We start from the raw sequence: 20,325 nt of genomic DNA on the forward strand, positions 1-20,325 counted from the left end.
CTGGAACATCAGGCGGTCGGCTCGGCGGTGATATCAAGCACGTCCACTTCGTCGATCACCTCGGCGTCGTAGACGGTGCTCACTTCGTCGACCGCAGGGGGCTCAGTCGGGGCGGCGGGCCGGGGGCGAGGCTCGGCCGAGGTGTGCACGTAGGAAGCCAGCTCCCTGATCGCCGTCTTGCGATACATGACGCCCGTCGGGGAATTCCAAGGCGAATCCTTGCGATCCACCCCGCGCGCTTTCGCTTTCGCCGCGATGATGCGCTCCGGCGTCGCCTCGCCGACGGTCGACGGCGTGCCGTCCCACCGAACAGCGAACGCGTACGCGCGCGCGGGCGCACCCCGCTCACCTTCTGCGGGACGATGATCCGGGATCTCATCGATGCGCGGGTCGAACGAAAACCGGTCGCGCTCGTGCACGACGCGCGCCACCACGCGCTGGTACTCCCCGGAGTTGAGAATTCGCTTGATAATCCCGCGGTAGGACTCCTCCCCGGACACGATTCCGCCACGCGGGATCAGATAGAACTCGGGGCTCCCTGGCTCGTGCCCGAGCCGGGCGCACTCGATCAGCGCACGCATCAGGGACGCCCCCTGGTCGCGGCGCACGATCTCCATCAGGTCCGGACTCCGGCGCACAGCCATCTCGGCCACCATCAGCCAGCGGTCCACGTCATGCCGCACCGCCGCCGGCAGGGACCCCGCCAGTTCGGACCTGTATCGCGCGACTACTGCCAGCGGAGATGCCTGACGCGCCACCTCAGACGAAATCGATTCGGCCACTGTGCTCCCTATTGAGTTGTGATGGACGGTCGGTCGGATCTGCTAAGCGGCAGACTCCGTGATGGTCAGCGGAATTCCGGCGGCCACGATCCGCGCAATGCAGTCACGGGTGCCCCGCGAACCGGGCAAGGGAAATGCGAACGCGTGGAGATGCCCAAGATCCACCATTCGCTGGTTGCGGTCGGGACCCGCCCGAGGGCAACCCCCACGCCGAGGAGAGTGTCGGCAAGCCGAATCACAAGCGCGACGATGCATGGGCACCGCCCGCACGGGACGTTCGGACTCCAGCCAGAACCGCGCGGCGATGAGGTCCGCGCCACCATAGGGACACGCGCCATGCACGAGTTCCACGCCCTGCGGGCGGCCCGCATCCTGCCACCAGGTGCCCAGCACGCGATGGATCGTCGCGACATCGTCCCAGTTCCGAGAGCCGGTGACCAGGATGCGCTGGCTCATGCCGCGACCGCCTCGACAATGCTGGTACCGGCGACCGGCCGCGGCGCGGATCTAACGTAGGGGTCACCGTCGGAGGTCCACGGCCGTACGCGGTACGCCACCGGCGCATCACCACAGCGCGCCTTCCACGCGGTCCCCATCAGGTCGGCCAGCTCCGACCGCACTGACGAGAATTCGTCACCCGCGCGGTCGACGGCCGCCTGCGCGGCCCACCAGCGCTGCGCCAGGTCGAACGGCACATCGACGATGTTCGACCTGTCGATGTCGGGATGCAGCTCACGCAGCGCCCGGTACGTCTCGGTGTGCGAATCCAGGTTCGGCGGGACGTCGTCGGCAAGATCGCGCCAGAATTGCTCGCCCTCAGCGCGCAGATATTCCCGATCCGAAAGAGTCGGTCGGACGCGGTAGGAGCGGGCATCGTGGCCGCCGATCAGAACGCGCAGCACCATGCTGTCGAGGTCGAGTACGTCGCAGTACCACGCGATCTGGCATCTGTAGTAGATCGGAATCGCATCGCTGCCAGCCCTCGGCCACTTCTCGTGGTGGTCCTCACCGACCACCTTGATCTCGACCCCGTCGACCAGGTCCCCGGCCTCTGACCAGATCAGTCCGTCGGGATTCGCGATCTGGTACGCACGGTGTCGATGTCGAAAAGTGCCCCCCGTCGTCATCGTGCAGCCGGGCGGCAGGTGGTGCTGAGCGTACTCAGCGGCAATCACCGGCTCCAGGAGCGTGCCCCATCGCATCGGCTCCGACACCCGCACAGGACGCAGACGCCCTTTTTTCCGATGCCACAGAGAATAGCGACTCTCCCACGGCGAAAGACCCACAACGGCAGCAATTTCACTGCCGCCGATCCCATTTGCGCGAGCCTCGTGCCAGCTCTCGGAACCCGCTTCGAATTCGCCGACGAAGACTGCGTTCTCGATACCCGAAAAGTCAGCCAAGAACAAAATTTGCCTCCTTGCGTATAAAGGTCCGGCACCAGCGCAGGTGAACCGGTTCCATACCAGTGCCACACTCGCGGCTGGACGTGAGATCGACAACTAGAGGCACGTTTCCGCTGGCCCCTCCCTTTTGGGAGAGCTGGCACGGCGCGTAACAAACCTTTGTAACGCAAGGGATACAGATCTTGTTACGCCACCAACTCCGCGCCCGATTTAAACGTACACAAGTCAAACTTGATATAGTCGCCCCCAGGCGCACGATGTCAACTATTCCAATATGAACCGAAGGCGTTTGCCAGAGAATGGCCCGGTCACTAAGAGCGGACATGAATGACGCCTCAATATTGACTCACCGCTGCACGATGCGGCACGATGTCCAATGCAGATAGAGTAGTTAGGAGAGCCGCCTTGGCCCGCCCCCAAAATCGGGTTCCGCCAGCCTGGGCCGCCGCCATGGTACGGGTGGGACTAGTCCAGGAGGACGGGACGCCCGATCGGGTGGCGCTCGGACGCGAAGCGGGACTCAACCCGAGCCAGATCTACCGCATCCTCGAGAACAAGGCCGACGGCCGTCGCCTTCGCGAGTCAACGATCAACGCCCTGGCTCGCGCACTCCAGGTGACGCCATCGCAAGTGCGAGACCTACTCGGCCCCAACGTGCGAGTCACCATGGCCCTGACTGAAGACGAAGTCGAGCTGATCACCTGGTATCGCGGCCTCGATCGCGAGGCCCGTGCGGAGGTCAACGCATGCGTCGCCTCGCGTCGGCGCGAGCCCAACCACGAGAGCTAGCTAGCCCGCAAGGTCTCCTCGTTCGCCGGGCAGGGAATTGCGCGCAGCGCGGGCGCGCGCATCACGTACTCGCGGGACCTGCGACGCGCACCTACCCGATCCGCCGCTCAGGGCGCGGATGAGCTGATTTACCTGGTCAGGCTGCATGTCGATCGAGTCGTCAGGGTCTTCACCCCAGGACAGGGTTGTCAGCTCGACGCCGTCGAACAATGCCCGAACTACTCGAAGCTGCCCCGCCACACCTTCAACCACCACGGGGTCGTCCTGATCCGGCGCGTCCTCCGGCATACATCCCCCCTTCCGCGCCGCCTGCACCGCTAGCCCAGTCCCCGCACGCCGAGCCCACCGAACCCTCCAGGGTTTCCGATCACACGATCGCTGCAAACATGATGTCTCTCACACCGACTCATACCATCATCCTCCGGTCGTAAACCGCCGAGTGTCAACCGATCTAGCCAGACCCACGCGTAGATCACAGATGCACTTGCATATGCTCATGCATCTGCACGAGCGTGAAATTAGTTGCCGCGCTGACGTATCCGCGCACGTCATTCCGCCGCCCGAACATGGGGAACAGAGTCGCAGGAGCCCACCTGGCGCGAACTTCTTGACCCAGACCCGCCGGACGCCTGCGCTGCCTCGAATTCTGTTGCTGCACAAGACGAATGAACTTTCGGTCCCAGTCTGCTACTTCCGAGCCGACTCGATCAACCGGCACGCACGCGACCAAGACCGTGACGAACGTCCCACCCCCGAGCGGCCGACCTGTGCCAAAATCGTTGTCACAGAACCGTATAGGCGTGTGCGTAAACGCGCGACTGATCAGTACCACTGCATGCGGTACAGAAAGGTCGCCATGAGCCGCCAACGAGTCGATTACAGCCGCTCCGATATCCGATGGGCACTCAAGCATGGGTGGACACTCGACGGCTACACAGGACGAGGGCACATCCGAGTCGTCCTGACCCACAACCGCGGTCGGATCTCAGCCGGCCTCGCCGCCACGCCGGGCGACCATCGGACCCCCGCGAACAACATCTCCCGCATGAGGCGGCTCATGCGTCGCCTGGAGCACGCCGAATGACGCTGCCCACGCTGTACACCCCCGACGAAGTTGCCAAGCACCTCCGGAAGCCCGTGGCCTGGCTCGAGGACGCCGCGCGCCGAAAAGAGATCCCCCACACGCGGCTTGGCCGAACGCTACGGTTCACGCAGCAACAGGTCGAACAGCTGATTGCGCAACGCGAGGTCACCGAGCCTGAGATCGGACCACCCCGCCGAGGACCGGGGGTCCGCCCCGCGGCTTCCCTCGCCCCCCGCCGCCTCCCGGACCATGTGCGAGCCCAGTTGCAGTAGCGAGGAAGTCCCCCAACCCGTTGCGGGTTGGGGGACTTCGTCACTTACGCAGCACTCCGGCGCTGCGGAGTTGTCAGTTGACGCGCGCGGTCGTCCAGCAGTCGCTGGAGCACACTGACCTCCGACCTCGGAGACAGCGCGAGCCGCGCATCCAGTGCATCGTACCAGAATCGATCGAGAACTTCGATCAACCGCCGCCGCATATCTGGCGTAACGTGGCTGTACGCCGCCTGGACAGACCCATCCTCGTGTCCAATCCGCTCGTCGATCAGAACCCGGGGAATACCTTCCTGGTCGAGGTCTGTCCGATGGCCGTGGCGAGCGCCGTGCGGCGTAAGCCCTTCGGCAATCGGCAACCACGACGCATTCGCCAGGGTGTGGGCCCGCGGTCCGCGCACTGGGGTAGCCAGCATGCCGTCCACGACAGTCACACCCGTCAGTGGAAACGCATTTGCCACGTCGACGCGCACAGGCACGGGCGTTGGGGCACCGCCCTTTTTGAACGGAGGATACGATCCGCTGGCGGCAGGGGTCGCGATCCACCGGCGGTAGCTTTCACGAGACCAGTGTGCGACGCACTCACCAGGTTGTGGCAACTGGTACCCGATCTCCTCGGCGGCCGTGTGGACGCGGCGACGCGTCTCCTCGCTGACGCCGGGTTTGGACCTGAGTGCCAGGCTGACTGCGCGTTCAGACACTCCTGCTCGTTTGGCGATCGCCGCCATCGTCACGCCTCGAGGGTTCTTTCCACGAACCCGTGGGAGTCCGCGGAATACATATGTCGCGCCATGACACGGGCACGGCGATGGCCGCGATCGCTCGATGTGGTCCGCGAGGAGCTGCCACAGCCAGTGTGGGAGATCGATGTTCCGGCGCGACTCATCCTTCGGAACGTCGCGGTACAGGCGTCCGTCCACCTCGAGCAACTGCCATTCGATCCGCAGGCGACCGGGCCGGACATGCTGCGTCTCCAGGCCCCACAGCTCGCCGCTGCGGATTCCAGTGAAGCGCCTGGTGACCTCGGCGACGAACTCATCGTCACGGCCCGCCAGAAGCGCTGCTCGCTCAGCCACCAGCAGACCACCGAATGCGGAGGTGAACACTCGCTCGGCAGCCCGGCTACCTCGCTTGCTGCGTCGCCGCCCTCGTCCTCGTCGGCGCTGCGCTGGATTGGCCGGGATCAGTTTGTCCACGTGCTGCGCGTCGCTGAGAATGGTCGTCAGTAGTCCACGCCACTGAATTACGCTCGAGCGCGCGTTTGTCTCGCGTTCTCTTTTCTCCCACGAGGCGATCGATTCCGCATCGATGTCACCGATTGCATAGTCCCCGAAAGTGGGGAGCAAATGGCACTCAAGATATCGGCGGTAGTTCGCCAGTGTATTGCGCGCCAGGTCCTGTCGAGGCAGCCACTTCGTCGCGTAGTCGTAGAATCTCACGCCGGGCGATCCAGCAGAGGTCCGAAGAGTCGGCGCGGTGGTGGTCAGATTGACTTCCGCCGCGTTGGCAGCCTTCTCGGCTGCGCGCCGACTCGGATATCGGACCACTCGGCCAGCCGCGTCCTTGACAGTGGTGTACTTTCCCGGCCCGACCAAATACTTGGCCTCGAAATATCCGGACCGTGGGTTGGCATAACCCAACGCAAAACCTCCCCTTGGGCGCTTATGCGCGACGTGCGCAAGATGGGATGGATGGGCTCAGCAGCGGCAGGCTGACCGGGCGCTATCGCAGTTGTGGTGCTGAGCAGCTTCGCGCCGATCTCATCCCTCGACGCCTCCTGCGGCAGAACGCCAGCAGGGCACCATCAAGATACGCGTGCTTCAGCCCGTTCTGCAACAGCATTCTTCCCGACACGACACGCCGATCGGCAACACGCCGAGATCCATAGGAATTTCTGGCGACCGATCAGCTAACCATGTTCGCCACGGTCGCGCGCGGGACGCAGCTAGGCGCTGCCCCGCTCGGCCCCGCGGCGGAAATCCTGGGAAGATTCTTGGGAAGATTTTGCAACCGATCAAGCCTGAAACCCGGCGAAACCGACCGAACAGCGCAATGGCTTCTTCACGACGATGAGACTCGGGAAACGCAATAATCGCTGGTCATGGCGTCTGACCACCGGATTCGCCCCGCAGCATGGAAGTGGATTTGCAGACAGCGTATTGGGAAGCAGCGATTCTACCATTGAACTACATCGGCAGTGTGTCGCTCGCGACTTTATCAGACCGGGGTCCGGGCCGGTCAACTCTGTTACTCGGGAGGATCGGGCCGACCGGCCCGATCCCGCTCACGTGCTGTTCGCAGCTCGGCGATCTCCCGCTCGAGGTCCTCCGCCACCACCGAAGAAGCGGCGATGGTCTCATCGGACCGTCCCCGGGAGCCCCGGGCGTACCACTCCCTATCACTGTCGGGCGCGTAGCGGCCGGTAGCTTTCGCGAGAACGAGCCAGAGATGGCGCACAAGCATGGCTACGGCGATCACGACGACGGCGACGATGGATTTGACCATCGTGCCGTAGAGCACCGCGCCGACACCTCCATCACTCGATGCCAACGATAAGGCGAAGGCGCCCCCGAGCAAGCACGCAAAGACCAAGGGCGGCAACCACACCGGACCGAACTTGTTCGCCATCGCCCCCTCCCCGAGAATCCGCCCGCGCAAGCCCCGCGGGCATCGGACGCGCAGTGCCAGTTTACAGCGCGGTCCCGGGTACCTCCTGGACGAATCTCCTCCGAACCGAGAAACGCGCTGCTCATACGCCTTGGCTCGGGCACCGCGGGCCGGGACGTGCTTTTCTGCGCGGCTCACGCATGACACCAAGCCTTCGCGGTGGCGCCGCGCACCACGCGGGCCGGGCCCGGCGAATCAAGAGCTACCGAAGTGTCATGGTGGAGGGGTGACTTCCGAATCGGATCGGCGTTCGCGGGTGGCGGGGGTGCTGGTCGCGAGTGGGGTGCTGCTCGTGGCGTTCTTGGCGGTGCTGACGCGCAGTGTGGTGGCGGGCAGCGGGTTGGCGGCGGCCGATCCGGACGTGGCGCAGTGGGTGGTGGTGCGGCGCAACGGGACGCTCACGACGCTGGCGGCGGCGGTGAGCGATCTCGGCAGCACACTGGCGATGACGATCGTGGTGATCGTGACCTGCGGTGTGCTGCTGTATTGGCGCGATCAGCTGGGGGCGGTGCTGGTCGCGACCGCGGGGATCGGCGCGGGGTTGATCGTGACGATCGGCAAGCGGGTGATCGGGCGGGAGCGGCCGCCGGTCGCGGAACGGCTCGCGGTCGAGTCCAGCCTGTCGTATCCGTCGGGGCACAGCGCCGGGTCGTTCGCGGTGATCGGGATCGTCGCGATCGTGCTCATCCCGCTGTTGAGTCGCGCGGCGGCGCGGATCGCGGCGGCGGTGCTCGCGGCGTTGTTCGTGTTCAGCGTCGGTTTGTCGCGCGTGTACCTGGGGATGCACTGGCTCACCGACGTGCTGGCCGGGTGGAGCGTGGCGGCGCTGTGGTTGCTGCTGTGCGTGTGGGCGTTCTTTTCGATCGGATGGCGTCCGGCCGAGGTCCGCGCGGACACCCGGGCCTGAGCCGCCCGCTACAGTCGGGGCGTGTCACGCACGAAAACGGTCTCGGGCAGCATCGTCGTCGCCACCGACCCGGAAACGGTCTACGACCAGGTCAGCGACGTCACCCGCATGCACCGGTGGAGTCCGGAGAACACGGGCGCCCTGGTCGCCGAACCGGGCGTGCCCGCGCGGGTGGGCGACTGGTTCGTGGGCACCAACCGCCGTCGCGGCGTCCGCTGGAGCACCGGCTGCGAGATCATCGCCGCCGAGCGCGGCCGCCGCTTCGCCTTCCGCGTCCGCCGCTACGGGGTCGGCGCGAAACCCGCCCTCCCGGTCGCCATCGCCACCTGGGAGTACACCTTCGAACCGGTCCCCGAGGGCACCCTCGTCACCGAAACCTGGACCGACGACCGCCGCGGCTGGCCCGACCTCCCCACCCTCTGGTTCGACCGCCTCGTCACCGGCCACCCCGGCTTCGCCTCCTTCCAGCGCCGCAACATCCACCGCACCCTCACCAACCTGAAAACCGACCTGGAATCCGCGGACTGAGAGCCCGACCCTCACCCGCCACCGGCCGCTCTGCGACACCTAGTCGCTCTGGGCCCAGGCTGCTACCGGGAAGGTGAGGTAGATGCCGAAGTTGCGGAGGGGGGTGGAGTCGGCGATGGCGGCGTGGAGGGTGTCTACGCGAGGTTGGCGGGTGGCGGCTCGGGAGCCGAAGTACTTCGAGCGGATTTCGATGACCGCGTCGAGGGCGGAGCGATCGTAGGGGCCGCGAGGGTGGAAGCGGAGTTCGACGTCGCCGGGTTGGAGGTTGTGGTCGTAGGGCTCCTCCGGGCATTCGACAGCCAGGGAGACCAGATGGGGGAGGTGGTCGGCGAGGGCTTCGAGGGTGGATTCGGGGACGGAGGGGGCGTAGGTGACGTCGATCAGTGGCACGGTAGGAGGGTAGTCCCCTGTCCGCGTGGTGATTCGATAGCTGAGGGAGATCCCGCCCGGCGGCCGGCCGGGCGGGATCGGGGTGGTCAGCTGGCCACGTGGGCTACTTCCGCGGGTTCCGCGTGCAGGCGGCGGAACCTACTTCCTTGGAAGACAAGGGGTTCCAGGTCGTGGCGGGCGGCGAGGCGGGTGATGCGGAGGATGACGACGGTGTGGTCGCCCGCGGGGACGAGGGATTCGGTGGTGCCCTCGATCCAGGCGGTGGCGCCGTGGATGAAGAGGGCTTCGGCGGCGCCGCGGTGCAGTTCGGAGGCGCGGAAGCGGTCACCGTGGCGGGAGCCGAGGGCACGCGCCGCGTCGTGCTGGTCGGTGCCGAGCAGGCTCAGGCCCAGGTGCGAGGCGGCGGCCAGGTGCGGCCAGGTGGAGGAGCTGTCCTGCACGCAGAACGACACCAGCGCGGGCTCCAGCGAGACCGGCACGAAGGTGCTCACCGCGAGACCGTAAGGGGTGCCGTCCACTTCGGCCGCCACGGCCACGACGCTGCTCGGGAAGTTCGCGAACGCGCGCCGCAAACCCGTTCCGTCACCGGGGGTTTCGAAGAGATCATGCATGTTCCACCGCCTTGCCCGCGGCCAGCGCCTGCGCGACCGGCCGCCATCGTTGCGTGTAAGCGTCGATCGCGCCGTCCTCGGTGAAGGTGCGATCGGAGAGGTAGAGACCGGGAAGCGCGGCAGTCGCGCCGATCTCCACGAGGACCGGTTTGAGCAGCAGATCCGGCGCCAGCGCGTGCGCGGGCCCGGCGCCGAGCATCACCGGCACGGCCACCACGCCGGCCAGCCCCGTCCCGCCCTCGAACTGTTCGAGGAAAAGCTTGAGCAGTCCGGTGTAGGTGGCCTTGAAGGTGGGGCTGGCGACGACGACCAGCTCGGACTCGCGCACGGTGCGCACGGCCGCGCCGACCCGCTCGTCACCCCAACTGAGCAGGGCGGGACCGAATTCGACCAGGTCGAGCACGGTGGACTCCACGTCGGGGCGCAGCCCGCGCGCGACCAGGGTGCCCGCGTCGAGGGTGCGCGAGGCGGGTTTCGGATTGCCGACGACGACGGTCACTGTCACAGCCGATGTCCTCACTTGTTGATAGCCGGTCAGATCACGCCGTGTAGCGGCGGCGCGGAATCGTGCAGCACGGCGCGGCCGATGTGCTGGTACTTCCAGCGGACCGGGTCGTGCAGGGTGTGGGTGCGCGCGTTGCGCCAGAAGTGGTCGAGTCCGAGTTCGGCTGCCGCGCTGCGGGTTCCGCTCACCTCGAACAGGGCGGAGGAGACGTCGGTCGCCGCGCGGTCGGCGAGGACCTTGGCGGTGGCGACGGCCAGCGACGCGGAGGCGATCGGGTTCGGCACCGGAACGGTATCCACCGCCGACGGCCCGGAATCGGTAGTGTGTCGCGCCACTCGGGAGCCAGGATCCGCGGCATCTCCGGAAGCGGAGGAATCGGACCGTGCCGCGCGACCGGACGGAACCTGCGAGCCCGGCACCTCGGAAACAGCGGCGCCCACCGCCACCCCGGCCGCGGTCAACGTCGCCTCGGCCGCCGACACCGCCACCGACAACTCCCCGAACCGCTGGATCAACAGCGGATCGTCGATCGCCCGTGACACCCCCGCCTCGAACCACGGACGGCTCTTGCTCCGCACGAATTCCGTTGCGGCGCTGAGCGCTCCGCGCGCGATACCGGTGTCGATCGCAGCGTGCAGCAGCTGCGCGAACGCACCGTACCCGGTGGGCGCGTTCACCGCGCCCGCCCGCGCGACGAGCTGATCGCGATCCACCACCACACCGTCGAATTCGACGGTCCCGCTGCCGGTCGTGCGCTGCCCCAACCCGTTCCAGTCGTCCACAATCCGCACACCCGGGGTGTCGGCGGGCAGGTAGACGACGTACTCCCCAGCCGGCAACCCGCTCGCGCCGTCCGGATCGTCCAGCCGCGTGAGCACCGCCAGCAGATCCGCGAAAAGCGAACCGGTGCAGTAGTACTTGATCCCGTCGACGCGGAACCGATCCCCCACCGGACGCACGGTGGTCGAGATCTCGGCGACCGTGGCCCCGCCGCGCTCGGACTGCGCGTTCGCGATGCGCGCGCCGTCGAGCACCTGCGAGAAGTGCCGCTGCCGCTGCGCGTGAGATCCCGCCAGCCGCAACAGGTTCAGATACACGAAGTGGCTGTGCGGGATCTGCGCGATATTCGGATCGGCCGCCGCCAGCACCCGCACCACCTCCGCCACCGCGCCGGGCGGCAGGTCGGCCCCACCGTATTCGGTGGGCACGGTGACGGCGAGCAGTCCCGAAGCGGCCAACCGGTCCACTTCCGCGTGCGGCAGTCGCCGCTGCCGGTCGCGCTCGGCCGCACCCTCGGCGAACTCCGCCGCCAGCGCCGCCGCCACGCGCAGAGCCTGCTCCGCCGACGTGATGCGGTCGGCGGCGACCGCGGTCATCAGCTCACCGCCGCGACCGGTTCGCGGGCGGCCTCGAGCTCGCGCACCAGCGGGAGCACCTTCTCGCCGAAGTACTCGATCTCCTCCTGGAAGTGCAGGAATCCGCCGAGGATCAGGTCGACGCCGAGCGCCTTGTAGGCCACGATCCGCTCGGCGACCTGTTCGGGCGTGCCGATGAGCTCGGTGCGGAAGCCGTCGTTGTACTGGACCAGATCCTCGAAGGAGGAGTCGGCCCACATGCCCTTGCGGTCGCTGGTCGAGGCGCCCGCTTGCTGCACCGCGTCCCGGAATCCTTCCACCGCGGGCTTGTTGGCCTTGGCGATGATCTCGCGCAGGGTGTCCTGCGCCTCCTTCTCGGTGTCGCGGGCGATGATGAAGCCGTTGAGGCCGAACCGCACCTCGCGGTGGTGTTCGCGGGCCACGGCGCGCACGTCCTCGAGCTGTTCGGTGACGCCGTCGAAGTCCTTGCCGTTGGAGAAGTACCAGTCGGCGTAGCGACCGCCGTTGCGGCGCGCGGCCGAGGAGTTACCACCCTGGAACAGTTCGGGATTCGGCCGTTCGGGAGTGTTCAGCGGCTTGGGCTCGAGCGTGAAATCGCGGATGCGGTAGAAGTCACCGCCGTAGTTCACCTCGTCCTCGGTCCAGATCTTGCGGATCACCTCGAGGAATTCGGCGCTGCGCCGGTACCTTTCGTCGTGCTCGAGCCACGGCTCGCCGAGCGCTTGGAATTCGCCCGCGAACCAGCCGGAGACGACGTTGATGGCGAAGCGGCCGCCGGAGAGGTGGTCGGCGGTCGCGCCGAACTTGGCCAGCACGGCCGGATGCCACAGGCCCGGGTGCACGGCGGCGATGACCTTCAGGCGCTCGGTGGCGCCCAGCAGCGCGAGGCTGAACGAGGTGGACTCGTGCTGGAACTCGGCGCCGTAGGAGGCGGTGTAGCGGACCTGGGAGAGCGCGTACTCGAATCCGTTGTTCTCGGCGGTCTGGGCGAGTTTCTTGTTGTATTCGAAGTCCCAGCTGGTGCGCTGCTCGATATCGCTGGTCACCAGGCCGCCGCTCACATTGGGCACCCAGTAGGCGAATTTGATCTCGTCGGCGATCCGTTCCGTGCTCATGGCCGCTCCGTGGTTGTCTCGGGACTCGTTCGGATTGCCAGGCGTCCGCTACCCGGCTTTCTCCCAGTGCAACACCGGCCCGACCGGCAGACGAGGGTTTGAATCTGTGCGATCGGATGCCGCGACAGGCACGGCGAACACCCCGCGCGGTGGTGACCGCGCGGGGTGTGAGTACGTCGGATCAGGCGCGGGCGAGCGCGCTGCCGTAGGTGGACCGGGCGAACTTGCCCGCCGGCGCGAACCTGGCGAGCAGATCGGCCGCGTTCTCCCCGGTGACGGCGGTGATGTAGTCCGCGGCGGCGTCCGGCGAGTCGATGCCGACGAACGGCAGCGGCCGGTGCAGCAGCCCGACCAGCGCCGAGGCGAAGCGCGGATCCACGGCCGCGGCGGCGAAGAACTGGTTGCCGATCTCGGCGAGGTCGGGGTCGCCGAGGAACAGCTGCGTCACCTTGCTCGCCGCGACGGCACGCGCGGCCAGGAACTCCGAGTACCTGGCGCGCAGCCACTCCTCGTCGAAGGCGCCCTCGTGCACGGCCGCCGCGGCGACCAGGCGCTGGGCCTGGATGAGCCCGCTCTGCGCGCCCTGGCCGGCGATCGGGTCGTAGGCCACCGCCGTGTCACCGAGCGCGCCCACCGCGTGACCGCCCGCCGTGCGGCCCACACCGACCCGGATGGCCGGACGCACCGCGCCCTTCAGCCACGAGTGCGGGTCCTCGGCGATGTTGCGGGTGGCCAGCACCTCCGGCAGGTCCCACTCGATGTAGTCGCGGTAGAGGTCGTGCACGATGCGCAACGCCGACTCGGCGGAATCGGCTGCGGCGAAACGCTTTTCCCAATCGCTGCCGGGCCGCGCCCAGCCGAGGAACGCCCAACTGGGGCCGGCGTCCTTGTGCAGGTACGGCCCCCACCAGCCCTCACCCTGTTCGGCGAGGATGGAGAACCCGCTGTGCGCGCTGCCTGCGACGCTGCGGTGGGCGAACACGTCCGGCCCGTGCTCCAGGCCGGTCACGGTGACGGTGAGCAGCGACCGCTGCGGCGCGTCGTAGGCGGAACGCTCGGTGTCGATGGGGAACAGCTCCGAGAGGCCGCCGCGCCCGGTGGCCACCAGCGTCAGGTCGTTGGCGGCGGCGATCGGATCGAGCGATTCGGGCGTCACCTGCTCCACCACGAACCGGCCGCCGCGCTCCAGGATCGTGGTGAGCCGTTCGTCGGCCTTGAGCCGGGTGTCGACCGCGACGCCGACGTAGCCGTCGAAATGGCCGTCGAACGCGATGAGTTCGGCCTGCTCCGGGCCCGCGATACGCACGCTGAGCCCGGTGTGGCGGGGCGCGCGCCCGGTGAAGTTGTCGAGGCCGAGCGCGGACTCGGCCTGCTGGGCCTCCCCGAATTCGAGCGCGGTGCCGGTGGCGGGCACATCGTCGCGCAGGGCGCGCTGATCGCGATCGCTGTAGAGGGTCACGTCGAAACCGGCGTCGAGGAGGCCGAGTGCCGCAGTGACGCCGGCCTGCCCGGCGCCGATCACCGCGGCCGAACGTGTGGAACGGGAAACGGAATTCTGCGAAGTCATTGTCGGATAGTGCGCCTCGCGGGCGCCGTGGCGCAGGGGTTGGGATCAGCGAGAATCAACGGGCAGACAGGGTTTCGCCGGCGCCTACCATCGCGTCATGTCCTTCACCGTGGAGAACCTGACCGGCGACCGTCCCGAACAGTACCGCCAACTGGCCGAACAGGCGCGCGCGCTGGTGGCGGGCGAATCCGACCGGATCGCCAACGCGGCCAACCTCTCGGCGCTGATATTCCACACACTGCCCGAATTGAATTGGGCGGGTTTCTATTTCCACGACGGCACGGAGCTGGTGGTCGGGCCGTTCCAGGGGAAGCCGGCGTGCGTGCGAATCGCGCTCGGAAATGGGGTGTGCGGCACCGCCGCCGCGACGCGCACCACGCAGGTGGTGGCGGATGTGCACGCGTTCCCCGGCCATATCGCCTGCGACGCCGATTCCCGCTCGGAAATCGTCGTCCCGCTCACGCGCGGTGCGGAACTGATCGGCGTTCTGGATCTGGACAGCCCGAAACCCGGGCGGTTCGACGAGATCGACCGGGTGGGCATCGAAGCGCTGGCGGCGATTTTCGTCGATTCGCTCGGGTGAGCGGCGGCTATGAGACCGGCGCCGTCGCGCCCGGCCGCGACACCGCATCGGGCAGCGCCGTCGAACCCGGGCCGCCGAGCCGATACCGCGCGCCCCGATGCTCCTCGGGCAGCCGGTCACCCTTCTCGAACAACGCGTTGCGCAGTGTCCCCGGCGTGTACTGCGCCGCGTACGCGCCGCGTTCGGTCAGCACCGGAACCACGTGCCGCACAATATCTTCGAAGGTGCCCGGCGTGATCGCGTAGGCGAGGTTGAACCCGTCCACGTCGGTGTCGGCGACCCACTCCTGCAACCGGTCCGACACGGTCTCCCCCGACCCCACGAAGACCGGGCCGATGCCGCCGATGCCCGCCCAGCGCCCGATATCGCGCACGGTCCATTCGCGGCCGTCGTCGTCGAACTCCTGGAACGCGGCCACCGCCGACTGGATCGCGTTGCTCTGCACCGCGCCGATCGGGGCGTCGAGGTCGTAGCGGGACAGGTCGATTCCCATCCACCCGGACATGAACACCAGCCCGCCCTCGACGCTGGCGTAGCTCAGGTACTCCTCGTGCTTGCGTCGGGCGGCCTCGTCGGTGGCGTCGGTGATGATGGTGGCCAGCGCGTAGATCCGGGCCGCGTACGGGTCGCGCCCGGCCGCACGCAATGCGTCACGGATGCGGGAAACCGTCTGGGCAAGCACGCGTTTCGACGGTGCGGCGACGAAGATCGCCTCCGCGTTCTCCGCCGCGAAGCGCACGCCGCGCGGGGACGCGCCCGCCTGGTAGATCACCGGCGTGCGCTGCGGCGAGGGCTCGGACAGGTGCACGCCGGGCACCGTGTAGTGCTTGCCGCTGTGGCCGATGTGGTGCACCTTCGCCGGGTCCACGTACACGCCGCTCGCCGCGTCGCGCACCACGGCGTCGTCCTCCCACGAGCCTTCCCACAGCTTGTACAGGACCTCCAGGTACTCGTCGGCCTGGTCGTAGCGGTCGTCGTGGTCGAGCTGGTCGTCGGCGCCGAAATTCCTTGCGGCCGAGGGCAGGTAGCCGGTCACGACGTTCCAGCAGATGCGGCCGCGGGTGAGGTGATCCAGCGTGGAGAGCCGGCGCGCGAACGGATACGGATGCTCGAAACCGGTGCCGGTGGTGATGCCGAACCCGAGGTGCTCGGTCACCGCCGCCATGGCCGAGACGAGCAACAGCGGGTCAGCGACCGGGATCTGGGCGCCCTGGCGCAGCGCCGCGAGGTCGTTGCCGCCGTAGACGTCGTAGGTGCCGAGCACATCCGCGATGAAGATGCCATCGAATCGCCCCTGTTCCAACAGGATCGCCAGATCGGTCCAGTAGCCGAGCTCCTTGTAGCGGTGCGACCGGTCGTCGGGGTGGCGCCACAGTCCCGGGGACTGGTGCGCCACGCAGTTCATGTCGAAGGCGTTGAACCGGATGCGCCGGGTCACTTGGCGGCTCCGCGTTCGCCCGCGCTCCACGCGAACGGCAGATCGGTGCCGTTGAGCAGGTGATCGCCGATGGCGCGGGCCTTCTGGATGGCCGGGTTGTGCACGGAGATGGTGCGCGCGTTGCGCCAGTGCCGGTCCAGCCGCAGGCCCTCCGACACGATCGAGGCGCCACCCACCTCGAAAAGCAGGCTGGTGGCGGGCAATACCGTGTCGATGACACCCAGCTGCGCCCGCGCCGCCGCGAGTTCCACTGCCACCAGCGCCTTTTCGTCCTTCGCGCCGGCGTCGAGGACTTCGTCGAGCTGGTCGGCGACGGCCAGCACGGTGGCGCGCGCGGTGTAGGCCGCGGCCGACAGCTTGCCGATCACCTGCTGCACCAACGGGTCGTGACGCGGCAGGTCGGCCGCCGAGTGGGTGTAGCCGCGGGTGCGCTGGGCGACCCACTCCCGGGTGTCGCGTTCGGCCCGCTGCGCGATGCCGGCCAGCACCGCCAGCTGGACGAGCTGGAGGTAGGACGTGCCGTAGGTGGGTCCCGGCGCGCCGTACCCCGGGCCGAGGATGCGGTCCTCGGCGACTGGGACGTCGGTGAATTCCGTTGTGCCACTGGCTGTGAGGCGCTGACCGAATCCGTCCCAGTCGTCGTGCTGGCGCACCCCTTCGGCGTTCGCGTCCACTAGCACGCCCACCCGCTCGCCGTCGCGGTCGGCGGCGGCGAGGATGTAGTCCGAGTAGAGCGAACCGGTGCTGTAGTACTTGGTGCCGTTGAGCAGCCAGTGGTCGCCGCTGCGGGTGAGGGTGGTGCGGTAGCGATCCACCGCGCCCACACCGGGTTCGGTGATGGCGTTGCCCACCAGCGTGCCGTCGCTCAGTGCGCGCAGCCACTGCTCGCGCCGCGGGCCCGGATCGGCCAGCAGTTGGTCCTCGACGAACGAGAAGTGCACGCGCAGCGCCTGCGGCAGGTTCGACTCGGCCGCGGCCAGGTCGATGAGCAGCCGGAACAACTGGCGCACGCTGACGCCGTAGCCGCCGTATTCGACCGGCACCCGCAGCGCGCCGAACTTGGCCGCCCGCAGCCAGGCGATCTCGTCGTGGGCCAGTCGCCGGTCGGTCTCGCGTGCCACCGCGTCCCGGGCGATCCGTTCGAAGATCGGCCCGAAGATCTCATCCAGATCGGAGTCCGCGGTGCGTTTCTGCTCGATGGATGTCATCACCCCACGATGGACGCGATCATCGCCGGCCTCACGGGTTGCGCGCAGCGCGATCCGAATACCCGGCGGATCTGTCGGACCACCGGCCTAGAGTCACGGGCGTGGCGAGTTCGCGGTTCACTTTCACGGCGGAGGTGTGGGAGCACGCCGGCGCCGGGTCCTGGCATTTCGTCTCGCTGCCCGAGGACGTCGCCGACGAGATCGAGGAACGCTACGGGCACCGGACCGGCGGCTTCGGCGCGGTGAAGGTGCGCGTGACGATCGGGGGTAGCACGTGGTCCACGTCGGTGTTCCCCGACAAGTCGCGCGGCACCTACATCCTGCCGGTGAAGAAGCCGGTGCGGGTCGTCGAGGACCTGGGGGCCGGGTCACGCCCGCGGATCGAGATGGCGGTCACGCTGTGAGCGAGGCCGCGGGTCCCGGTCGGCAGCCTTTCTTCGTACCGGCGACGCTCTGCGTACAGCGCGCCACCCCCCAGCGGCCTCTGTTCGCACCGGCGACGCTCCGCGTTCAGCGCGCCACCCTTCCCAGCGGCCGCTATTCGTAGCGGCGGCGCTCCGCATTCAACGCGCCGCGCTCAGAGGATGCACTCCTGGACCAGGCGCTGCGAGGCCGTGGACAGGCGCGCCCGATCCTCGGCGCTGAGCTCCAGTTTCGAGGAGTCGATCGGACCCGCGGAGAAATCGGTCTCCAGGATCTCGCGCAGCCCGCTCTCCGAGATCTCCTCCTCCACGTAGATCCTGGCGGCGCAGTCGGCCTGTTTCTGCGGCAAGCCCTTACCGGTGAGCGCCGCCGCGATCTCCGCTTCGGTGAGGTCCCCTCCGGCGGGCGCACCTTCGGTGGGAGTGGACGACGACGTGGCCGCCGATGTCGTCGTGGTCTGCGCCGGGGTGGTGGGCGCCGGGACGTCGGCCACCGGTTCCGCGTCGCCGCCGCAGCCTGCCAGCAGCGGCAGCGCCACCAGCGCCGCCGCCATGAGGGTGGTACGCACCGAGAATGCCTCGCTTCCACACGATTTCGCTCCCGCGGACGGTATCAGCCCGAGGGCTCCCGGTCACAGGTCCAGCGCGGCCCGCAGCGCGGTGTCCAGGCGTTCCTGCACCTCGGCGTCGATCTCGTCGACGCGTTCGGCCAGCCAGTCGCGGTAGATGCGGCCGATATTGCCCGCGTGCACCCAGCCGTGGCCGGGCACCGCGACGGCGAGGATATCGAGCGGATCGGTGTCGAGCAGTTCGGCGGCGACGAGCCACGGGCGCGGCGAATCGTTGATGCCGTCACTGCTGATGAGCACGACGGTACGGCGCCGTGGCGAACCGTGCGGGTGATAGAGCCACAGTTCACCCCTGCGCACGCATCGCCTCCTCGGCGGCGGCCAGTTCCGCCTCGTCGGCCGCGGCCTGGGCGGCCGGGTCGGGCACGGGGCCGACGCCGGTGCGCACGGCCTCGCGCCGGGCGGCCTTGGAGATCCACGCCGACGGGGACATGCCCGCGCGGGCCGCCGCCTGTTCCGCGAACGACCAGGCCGCCTCGTCCAGCGAAAGAGTGACCTTACGCGTTGCCATACCGTTTATCGTACCCGCGAGCGAACGCTCTGCCAGGGTAAACGCGGGTGCGCTACCGTTGGCACGCCGCCAATGGAACGGAAATGAGGGGCCGCCGATGCCGACGTTGAACCACCACCGGACCGGAGCGGGCGAACCGCTGGTGCTCGTGCACGGGATCGGCAGTCGCTGGCAGGTGTGGGAACCGGTGCTCGAGTCGCTGGCCCAGCGGTTCGAGGTGATCGCCGTGGACCTGCCCGGCTTCGGCGGCTCGGACCCGCTGCCGCACCCGACCACCGTGCCCGCGCTGATCGACGCGCTCGCGGATTTCCTTGCGGCGCAAGGTATCGAGCGGCCGCACGTGGCGGGCAATTCGATGGGCGGGTACATCGCACTGCAACTCGGGGCGCGCGGGCTGGCGCGCTCGGTCACCGCGTTCTCCCCGATCGGGTTCTGGGACACGGCCGGTCGCGTGTGGACGCAGCAGTCACTGGGCAAATCGGTGATCCTGGCGCGCACCCTGCGGCCCGCTCTGCCACGCATTCTCGGCACCGCCGCGGGCCGGACCGCGTTCCTGGGCTTGGTGTTCGGCAAGCCGTGGGCGGTGAGCAAGCAGGTCGCGGTCGACACCGCCGAAGGCGCGGCGAACGCCCCCGGCTTCGACGGCGCCCTCGCCTCGTTCTCCGAGGTCGGCCTGCCCGACGTGGACGCCGTCGCGAACATCCCGGTCACGGTCGCCTGGGGCAACCGCGACATCCTGCTCACCTACGCCACCCAGAGCCGCCGCGCCCGCGTCGAGCTCCCCGAGGCCAGGCACGTCACGCTGCACGGCAGCGGGCACACGCCGTTCTACGACGATCCGGCGGCGTGCGCGGGAGTGATCTTGGACCAGTTGTCCAGGGGCTGAACAGGATTCGTTCCTACGTCGTGCTCAGAAGAGCCTCCGGCGACTCCGGACCGAGCAGCAGCCGCACGGCGTTCTCCCAGCGGCGCTGGAGGATTCGGTTGTGCCCCGTGTCGCCGGTGAGCAGGGCGCGCATGGCCATGCCGGTCATGATCTCGAGGGTGAACTCGGTGATCGTGGGCACGCGCGGATCGTCGGGGAATTCGGCGCGGAACAGGTCGCGGATACTGGTGTGCATCCGCTCGAACAGGCGCTGCTCCAAGGGCAGAAACGCGGCGCGCAGTTCCTCGTCGGTGCGCGCGCCGACCCAGATCTCCAGCGCGGCAAGGAAAGTCGAGTCCTCGAAGATGCGCGCGGTGAGCCCCACGGCGGTGGCGAGCCGGTCGGCGCCCTGCGGGATCGCGGCGAATTCGGCGGCGAGCTGGTCGGCCCGGCGTGCCGCGATGTGTTCGGCGACACCGGCCAAGAGATCGGCCTTGGTGGGGTAATGATGTTGCAGCGTGCCGCGCGGCACGCCGGCCCGGTGCTGTACCTCGAGCGTGGTGGTGCCCGCGTAGCCCACCTCGAGCAGGCTCTCCACGGCCGCGTCCAGGAGCCGCGTGCGCATCCGCTCACGGCGCAGCGCCTGCGTCTCCCGGACGCGGCCCGTCATCGG

Annotated in this window: 25 protein-coding genes; 7 read left to right on the forward strand and 18 right to left on the reverse strand. The window is 68.3% G+C overall.

What is annotated here, in order from left to right; all coding sequences use genetic code 11:
• Positions 1–8 precede the first annotated feature (8 nt).
• From DFR74_RS13325 to DFR74_RS13335, 3 genes are read right to left on the reverse strand one after another with little or no spacing between them, the layout of a single operon-like run.
• A complete protein-coding gene (locus DFR74_RS13325; RefSeq protein ID WP_147265819.1) occupies positions 9–782 on the reverse strand; it encodes a RecT family recombinase in 774 nt (257 codons plus the stop codon).
• 42 nt (positions 783–824) lie between these two features.
• The gene (locus DFR74_RS37095; RefSeq protein WP_084537329.1) at positions 825–1,238 is read right to left on the reverse strand and encodes an SLOG family protein; all 414 of its coding nucleotides are present in this window, start codon (positions 1,236–1,238) and stop codon (positions 825–827) included.
• A complete protein-coding gene (locus tag DFR74_RS13335) occupies positions 1,235–2,191 on the reverse strand; it encodes a YqaJ viral recombinase family nuclease (protein ID WP_170160753.1) in 957 nt (318 codons plus the stop codon). The genes DFR74_RS37095 and DFR74_RS13335 overlap by 4 nt, the downstream gene beginning before the upstream one ends.
• A 492-nt stretch (positions 2,192–2,683) precedes the next feature.
• Here DFR74_RS13335 and DFR74_RS13340 point away from each other — a divergent pair, with 492 nt between their 5' ends.
• Positions 2,684–2,977, forward strand: a complete 294-nt coding sequence (locus DFR74_RS13340) for a helix-turn-helix domain-containing protein (protein WP_067503629.1) — start codon at positions 2,684–2,686, stop codon at positions 2,975–2,977.
• Here the strand turns inward: DFR74_RS13340 and DFR74_RS35385 are convergent, their stop codons facing one another.
• The gene (locus DFR74_RS35385) at positions 2,978–3,265 is read right to left on the reverse strand and encodes a hypothetical protein (RefSeq protein WP_147265820.1); all 288 of its coding nucleotides are present in this window, start codon (positions 3,263–3,265) and stop codon (positions 2,978–2,980) included.
• 792 nt (positions 3,266–4,057) lie between these two features.
• Between DFR74_RS35385 and DFR74_RS37970 the strand changes: the two genes are divergently transcribed.
• Positions 4,058–4,333, forward strand: a complete 276-nt coding sequence (locus DFR74_RS37970) for a helix-turn-helix domain-containing protein (protein WP_170160754.1) — start codon at positions 4,058–4,060, stop codon at positions 4,331–4,333.
• 44 nt (positions 4,334–4,377) lie between these two features.
• On the opposite strand, the gene DFR74_RS13350 is transcribed toward DFR74_RS37970, so the two are convergent.
• The gene (locus DFR74_RS13350; RefSeq protein WP_067503626.1) at positions 4,378–5,970 is read right to left on the reverse strand and encodes a LacI family DNA-binding transcriptional regulator; all 1,593 of its coding nucleotides are present in this window, start codon (positions 5,968–5,970) and stop codon (positions 4,378–4,380) included.
• Between the two features lie 607 nt (positions 5,971–6,577).
• The gene (locus DFR74_RS13355) at positions 6,578–6,958 is read right to left on the reverse strand and encodes a hypothetical protein (protein ID WP_147265821.1); all 381 of its coding nucleotides are present in this window, start codon (positions 6,956–6,958) and stop codon (positions 6,578–6,580) included.
• A gap of 265 nt (positions 6,959–7,223) precedes the next feature.
• On the opposite strand from DFR74_RS13355, the gene DFR74_RS13360 reads away from it, so the two are divergent.
• Entirely contained in the window at positions 7,224–7,904 is a 681-nt protein-coding gene (locus tag DFR74_RS13360; RefSeq protein WP_067503620.1) for a phosphatase PAP2 family protein, read from the forward strand.
• Positions 7,905–7,925: 21 nt separating this feature from the next.
• Complete coding sequence (locus DFR74_RS13365) at positions 7,926–8,432, forward strand: SRPBCC family protein (protein WP_067503617.1); 507 nt, start codon at positions 7,926–7,928, stop codon at positions 8,430–8,432.
• A 39-nt stretch (positions 8,433–8,471) separates the two neighbouring features.
• Here the strand turns inward: DFR74_RS13365 and DFR74_RS13370 are convergent, their stop codons facing one another.
• From DFR74_RS13370 to DFR74_RS13395, 6 genes are all read right to left on the reverse strand, one after another.
• Complete coding sequence (locus tag DFR74_RS13370; protein ID WP_067503614.1) at positions 8,472–8,822, reverse strand: hypothetical protein; 351 nt, start codon at positions 8,820–8,822, stop codon at positions 8,472–8,474.
• 86 nt (positions 8,823–8,908) lie between these two features.
• Positions 8,909–9,433 carry a flavin reductase family protein gene (locus DFR74_RS13375; protein WP_067503611.1) on the reverse strand — a complete coding sequence of 175 codons (525 nt, stop codon included), beginning with the start codon at positions 9,431–9,433 and terminating at the stop codon, positions 8,909–8,911.
• Positions 9,426–9,938, reverse strand: a complete 513-nt coding sequence (locus DFR74_RS13380) for an NADPH-dependent FMN reductase (RefSeq protein ID WP_067503608.1) — start codon at positions 9,936–9,938, stop codon at positions 9,426–9,428. Before DFR74_RS13380 ends, DFR74_RS13375 begins: the two co-directional genes overlap by 8 nt.
• Positions 9,939–9,967: 29 nt before the next feature.
• Positions 9,968–11,314: an acyl-CoA dehydrogenase family protein gene (locus tag DFR74_RS13385; RefSeq protein ID WP_067503604.1), complete on the reverse strand. Its 1,347-nt coding sequence runs from the start codon at positions 11,312–11,314 to the stop codon at positions 9,968–9,970.
• The gene (gene sfnG, locus DFR74_RS13390; RefSeq protein WP_067503600.1) at positions 11,314–12,429 is read right to left on the reverse strand and encodes a dimethylsulfone monooxygenase SfnG; all 1,116 of its coding nucleotides are present in this window, start codon (positions 12,427–12,429) and stop codon (positions 11,314–11,316) included. Before sfnG ends, DFR74_RS13385 begins: the two co-directional genes overlap by 1 nt.
• 181 nt (positions 12,430–12,610) lie before the next feature.
• Positions 12,611–13,996 carry a styrene monooxygenase/indole monooxygenase family protein gene (locus tag DFR74_RS13395; RefSeq protein WP_067503598.1) on the reverse strand — a complete coding sequence of 462 codons (1,386 nt, stop codon included), beginning with the start codon at positions 13,994–13,996 and terminating at the stop codon, positions 12,611–12,613.
• Between the two features lie 97 nt (positions 13,997–14,093).
• Between DFR74_RS13395 and DFR74_RS13400 the strand changes: the two genes are divergently transcribed.
• The gene (locus DFR74_RS13400; RefSeq protein WP_067503593.1) at positions 14,094–14,579 is read left to right on the forward strand and encodes a GAF domain-containing protein; all 486 of its coding nucleotides are present in this window, start codon (positions 14,094–14,096) and stop codon (positions 14,577–14,579) included.
• A 7-nt stretch (positions 14,580–14,586) separates the two neighbouring features.
• Here the strand turns inward: DFR74_RS13400 and DFR74_RS13405 are convergent, their stop codons facing one another.
• Positions 14,587–16,017 carry an LLM class flavin-dependent oxidoreductase gene (locus tag DFR74_RS13405; protein ID WP_067503994.1) on the reverse strand — a complete coding sequence of 477 codons (1,431 nt, stop codon included), beginning with the start codon at positions 16,015–16,017 and terminating at the stop codon, positions 14,587–14,589.
• Positions 16,014–17,225: an acyl-CoA dehydrogenase family protein gene (locus DFR74_RS13410; protein WP_067503589.1), complete on the reverse strand. Its 1,212-nt coding sequence runs from the start codon at positions 17,223–17,225 to the stop codon at positions 16,014–16,016. The genes DFR74_RS13405 and DFR74_RS13410 overlap by 4 nt, the downstream gene beginning before the upstream one ends.
• A gap of 101 nt (positions 17,226–17,326) precedes the next feature.
• Between DFR74_RS13410 and DFR74_RS13415 the strand changes: the two genes are divergently transcribed.
• Positions 17,327–17,629 carry a DUF1905 domain-containing protein gene (locus DFR74_RS13415; protein WP_067503585.1) on the forward strand — a complete coding sequence of 101 codons (303 nt, stop codon included), beginning with the start codon at positions 17,327–17,329 and terminating at the stop codon, positions 17,627–17,629.
• A 173-nt stretch (positions 17,630–17,802) separates the two neighbouring features.
• Here the strand turns inward: DFR74_RS13415 and DFR74_RS13420 are convergent, their stop codons facing one another.
• The 3 genes from DFR74_RS13420 to DFR74_RS13430 form a co-directional block, all read right to left on the reverse strand.
• Entirely contained in the window at positions 17,803–18,216 is a 414-nt protein-coding gene (locus DFR74_RS13420) for a hypothetical protein (protein ID WP_147265822.1), read from the reverse strand.
• A 63-nt stretch (positions 18,217–18,279) separates the two neighbouring features.
• Positions 18,280–18,576, reverse strand: coding sequence for a hypothetical protein (locus DFR74_RS13425; RefSeq protein WP_067503577.1), 297 nt, complete (start codon positions 18,574–18,576; stop codon positions 18,280–18,282).
• On the reverse strand, positions 18,563–18,787 hold the full coding sequence (locus tag DFR74_RS13430) for a hypothetical protein (RefSeq protein WP_067503573.1): 225 nt from the start codon (positions 18,785–18,787) through the stop codon (positions 18,563–18,565). Before DFR74_RS13430 ends, DFR74_RS13425 begins: the two co-directional genes overlap by 14 nt.
• Positions 18,788–18,884: 97 nt before the next feature.
• On the opposite strand from DFR74_RS13430, the gene DFR74_RS13435 reads away from it, so the two are divergent.
• Entirely contained in the window at positions 18,885–19,673 is a 789-nt protein-coding gene (locus DFR74_RS13435) for an alpha/beta fold hydrolase (RefSeq protein ID WP_067503570.1), read from the forward strand.
• Positions 19,674–19,686: 13 nt separating this feature from the next.
• Here DFR74_RS13435 and DFR74_RS13440 read toward each other — a convergent pair whose 3' ends face one another.
• On the reverse strand, positions 19,687–20,322 hold the full coding sequence (locus tag DFR74_RS13440) for a TetR/AcrR family transcriptional regulator (RefSeq protein WP_067503567.1): 636 nt from the start codon (positions 20,320–20,322) through the stop codon (positions 19,687–19,689).
• Positions 20,323–20,325 lie beyond the last annotated feature (3 nt).

The sequence above is a fragment of the Nocardia puris genome (assembly GCF_003315035.1).
GTDB lineage: Bacteria > Actinomycetota > Actinomycetes > Mycobacteriales > Mycobacteriaceae > Nocardia > Nocardia puris.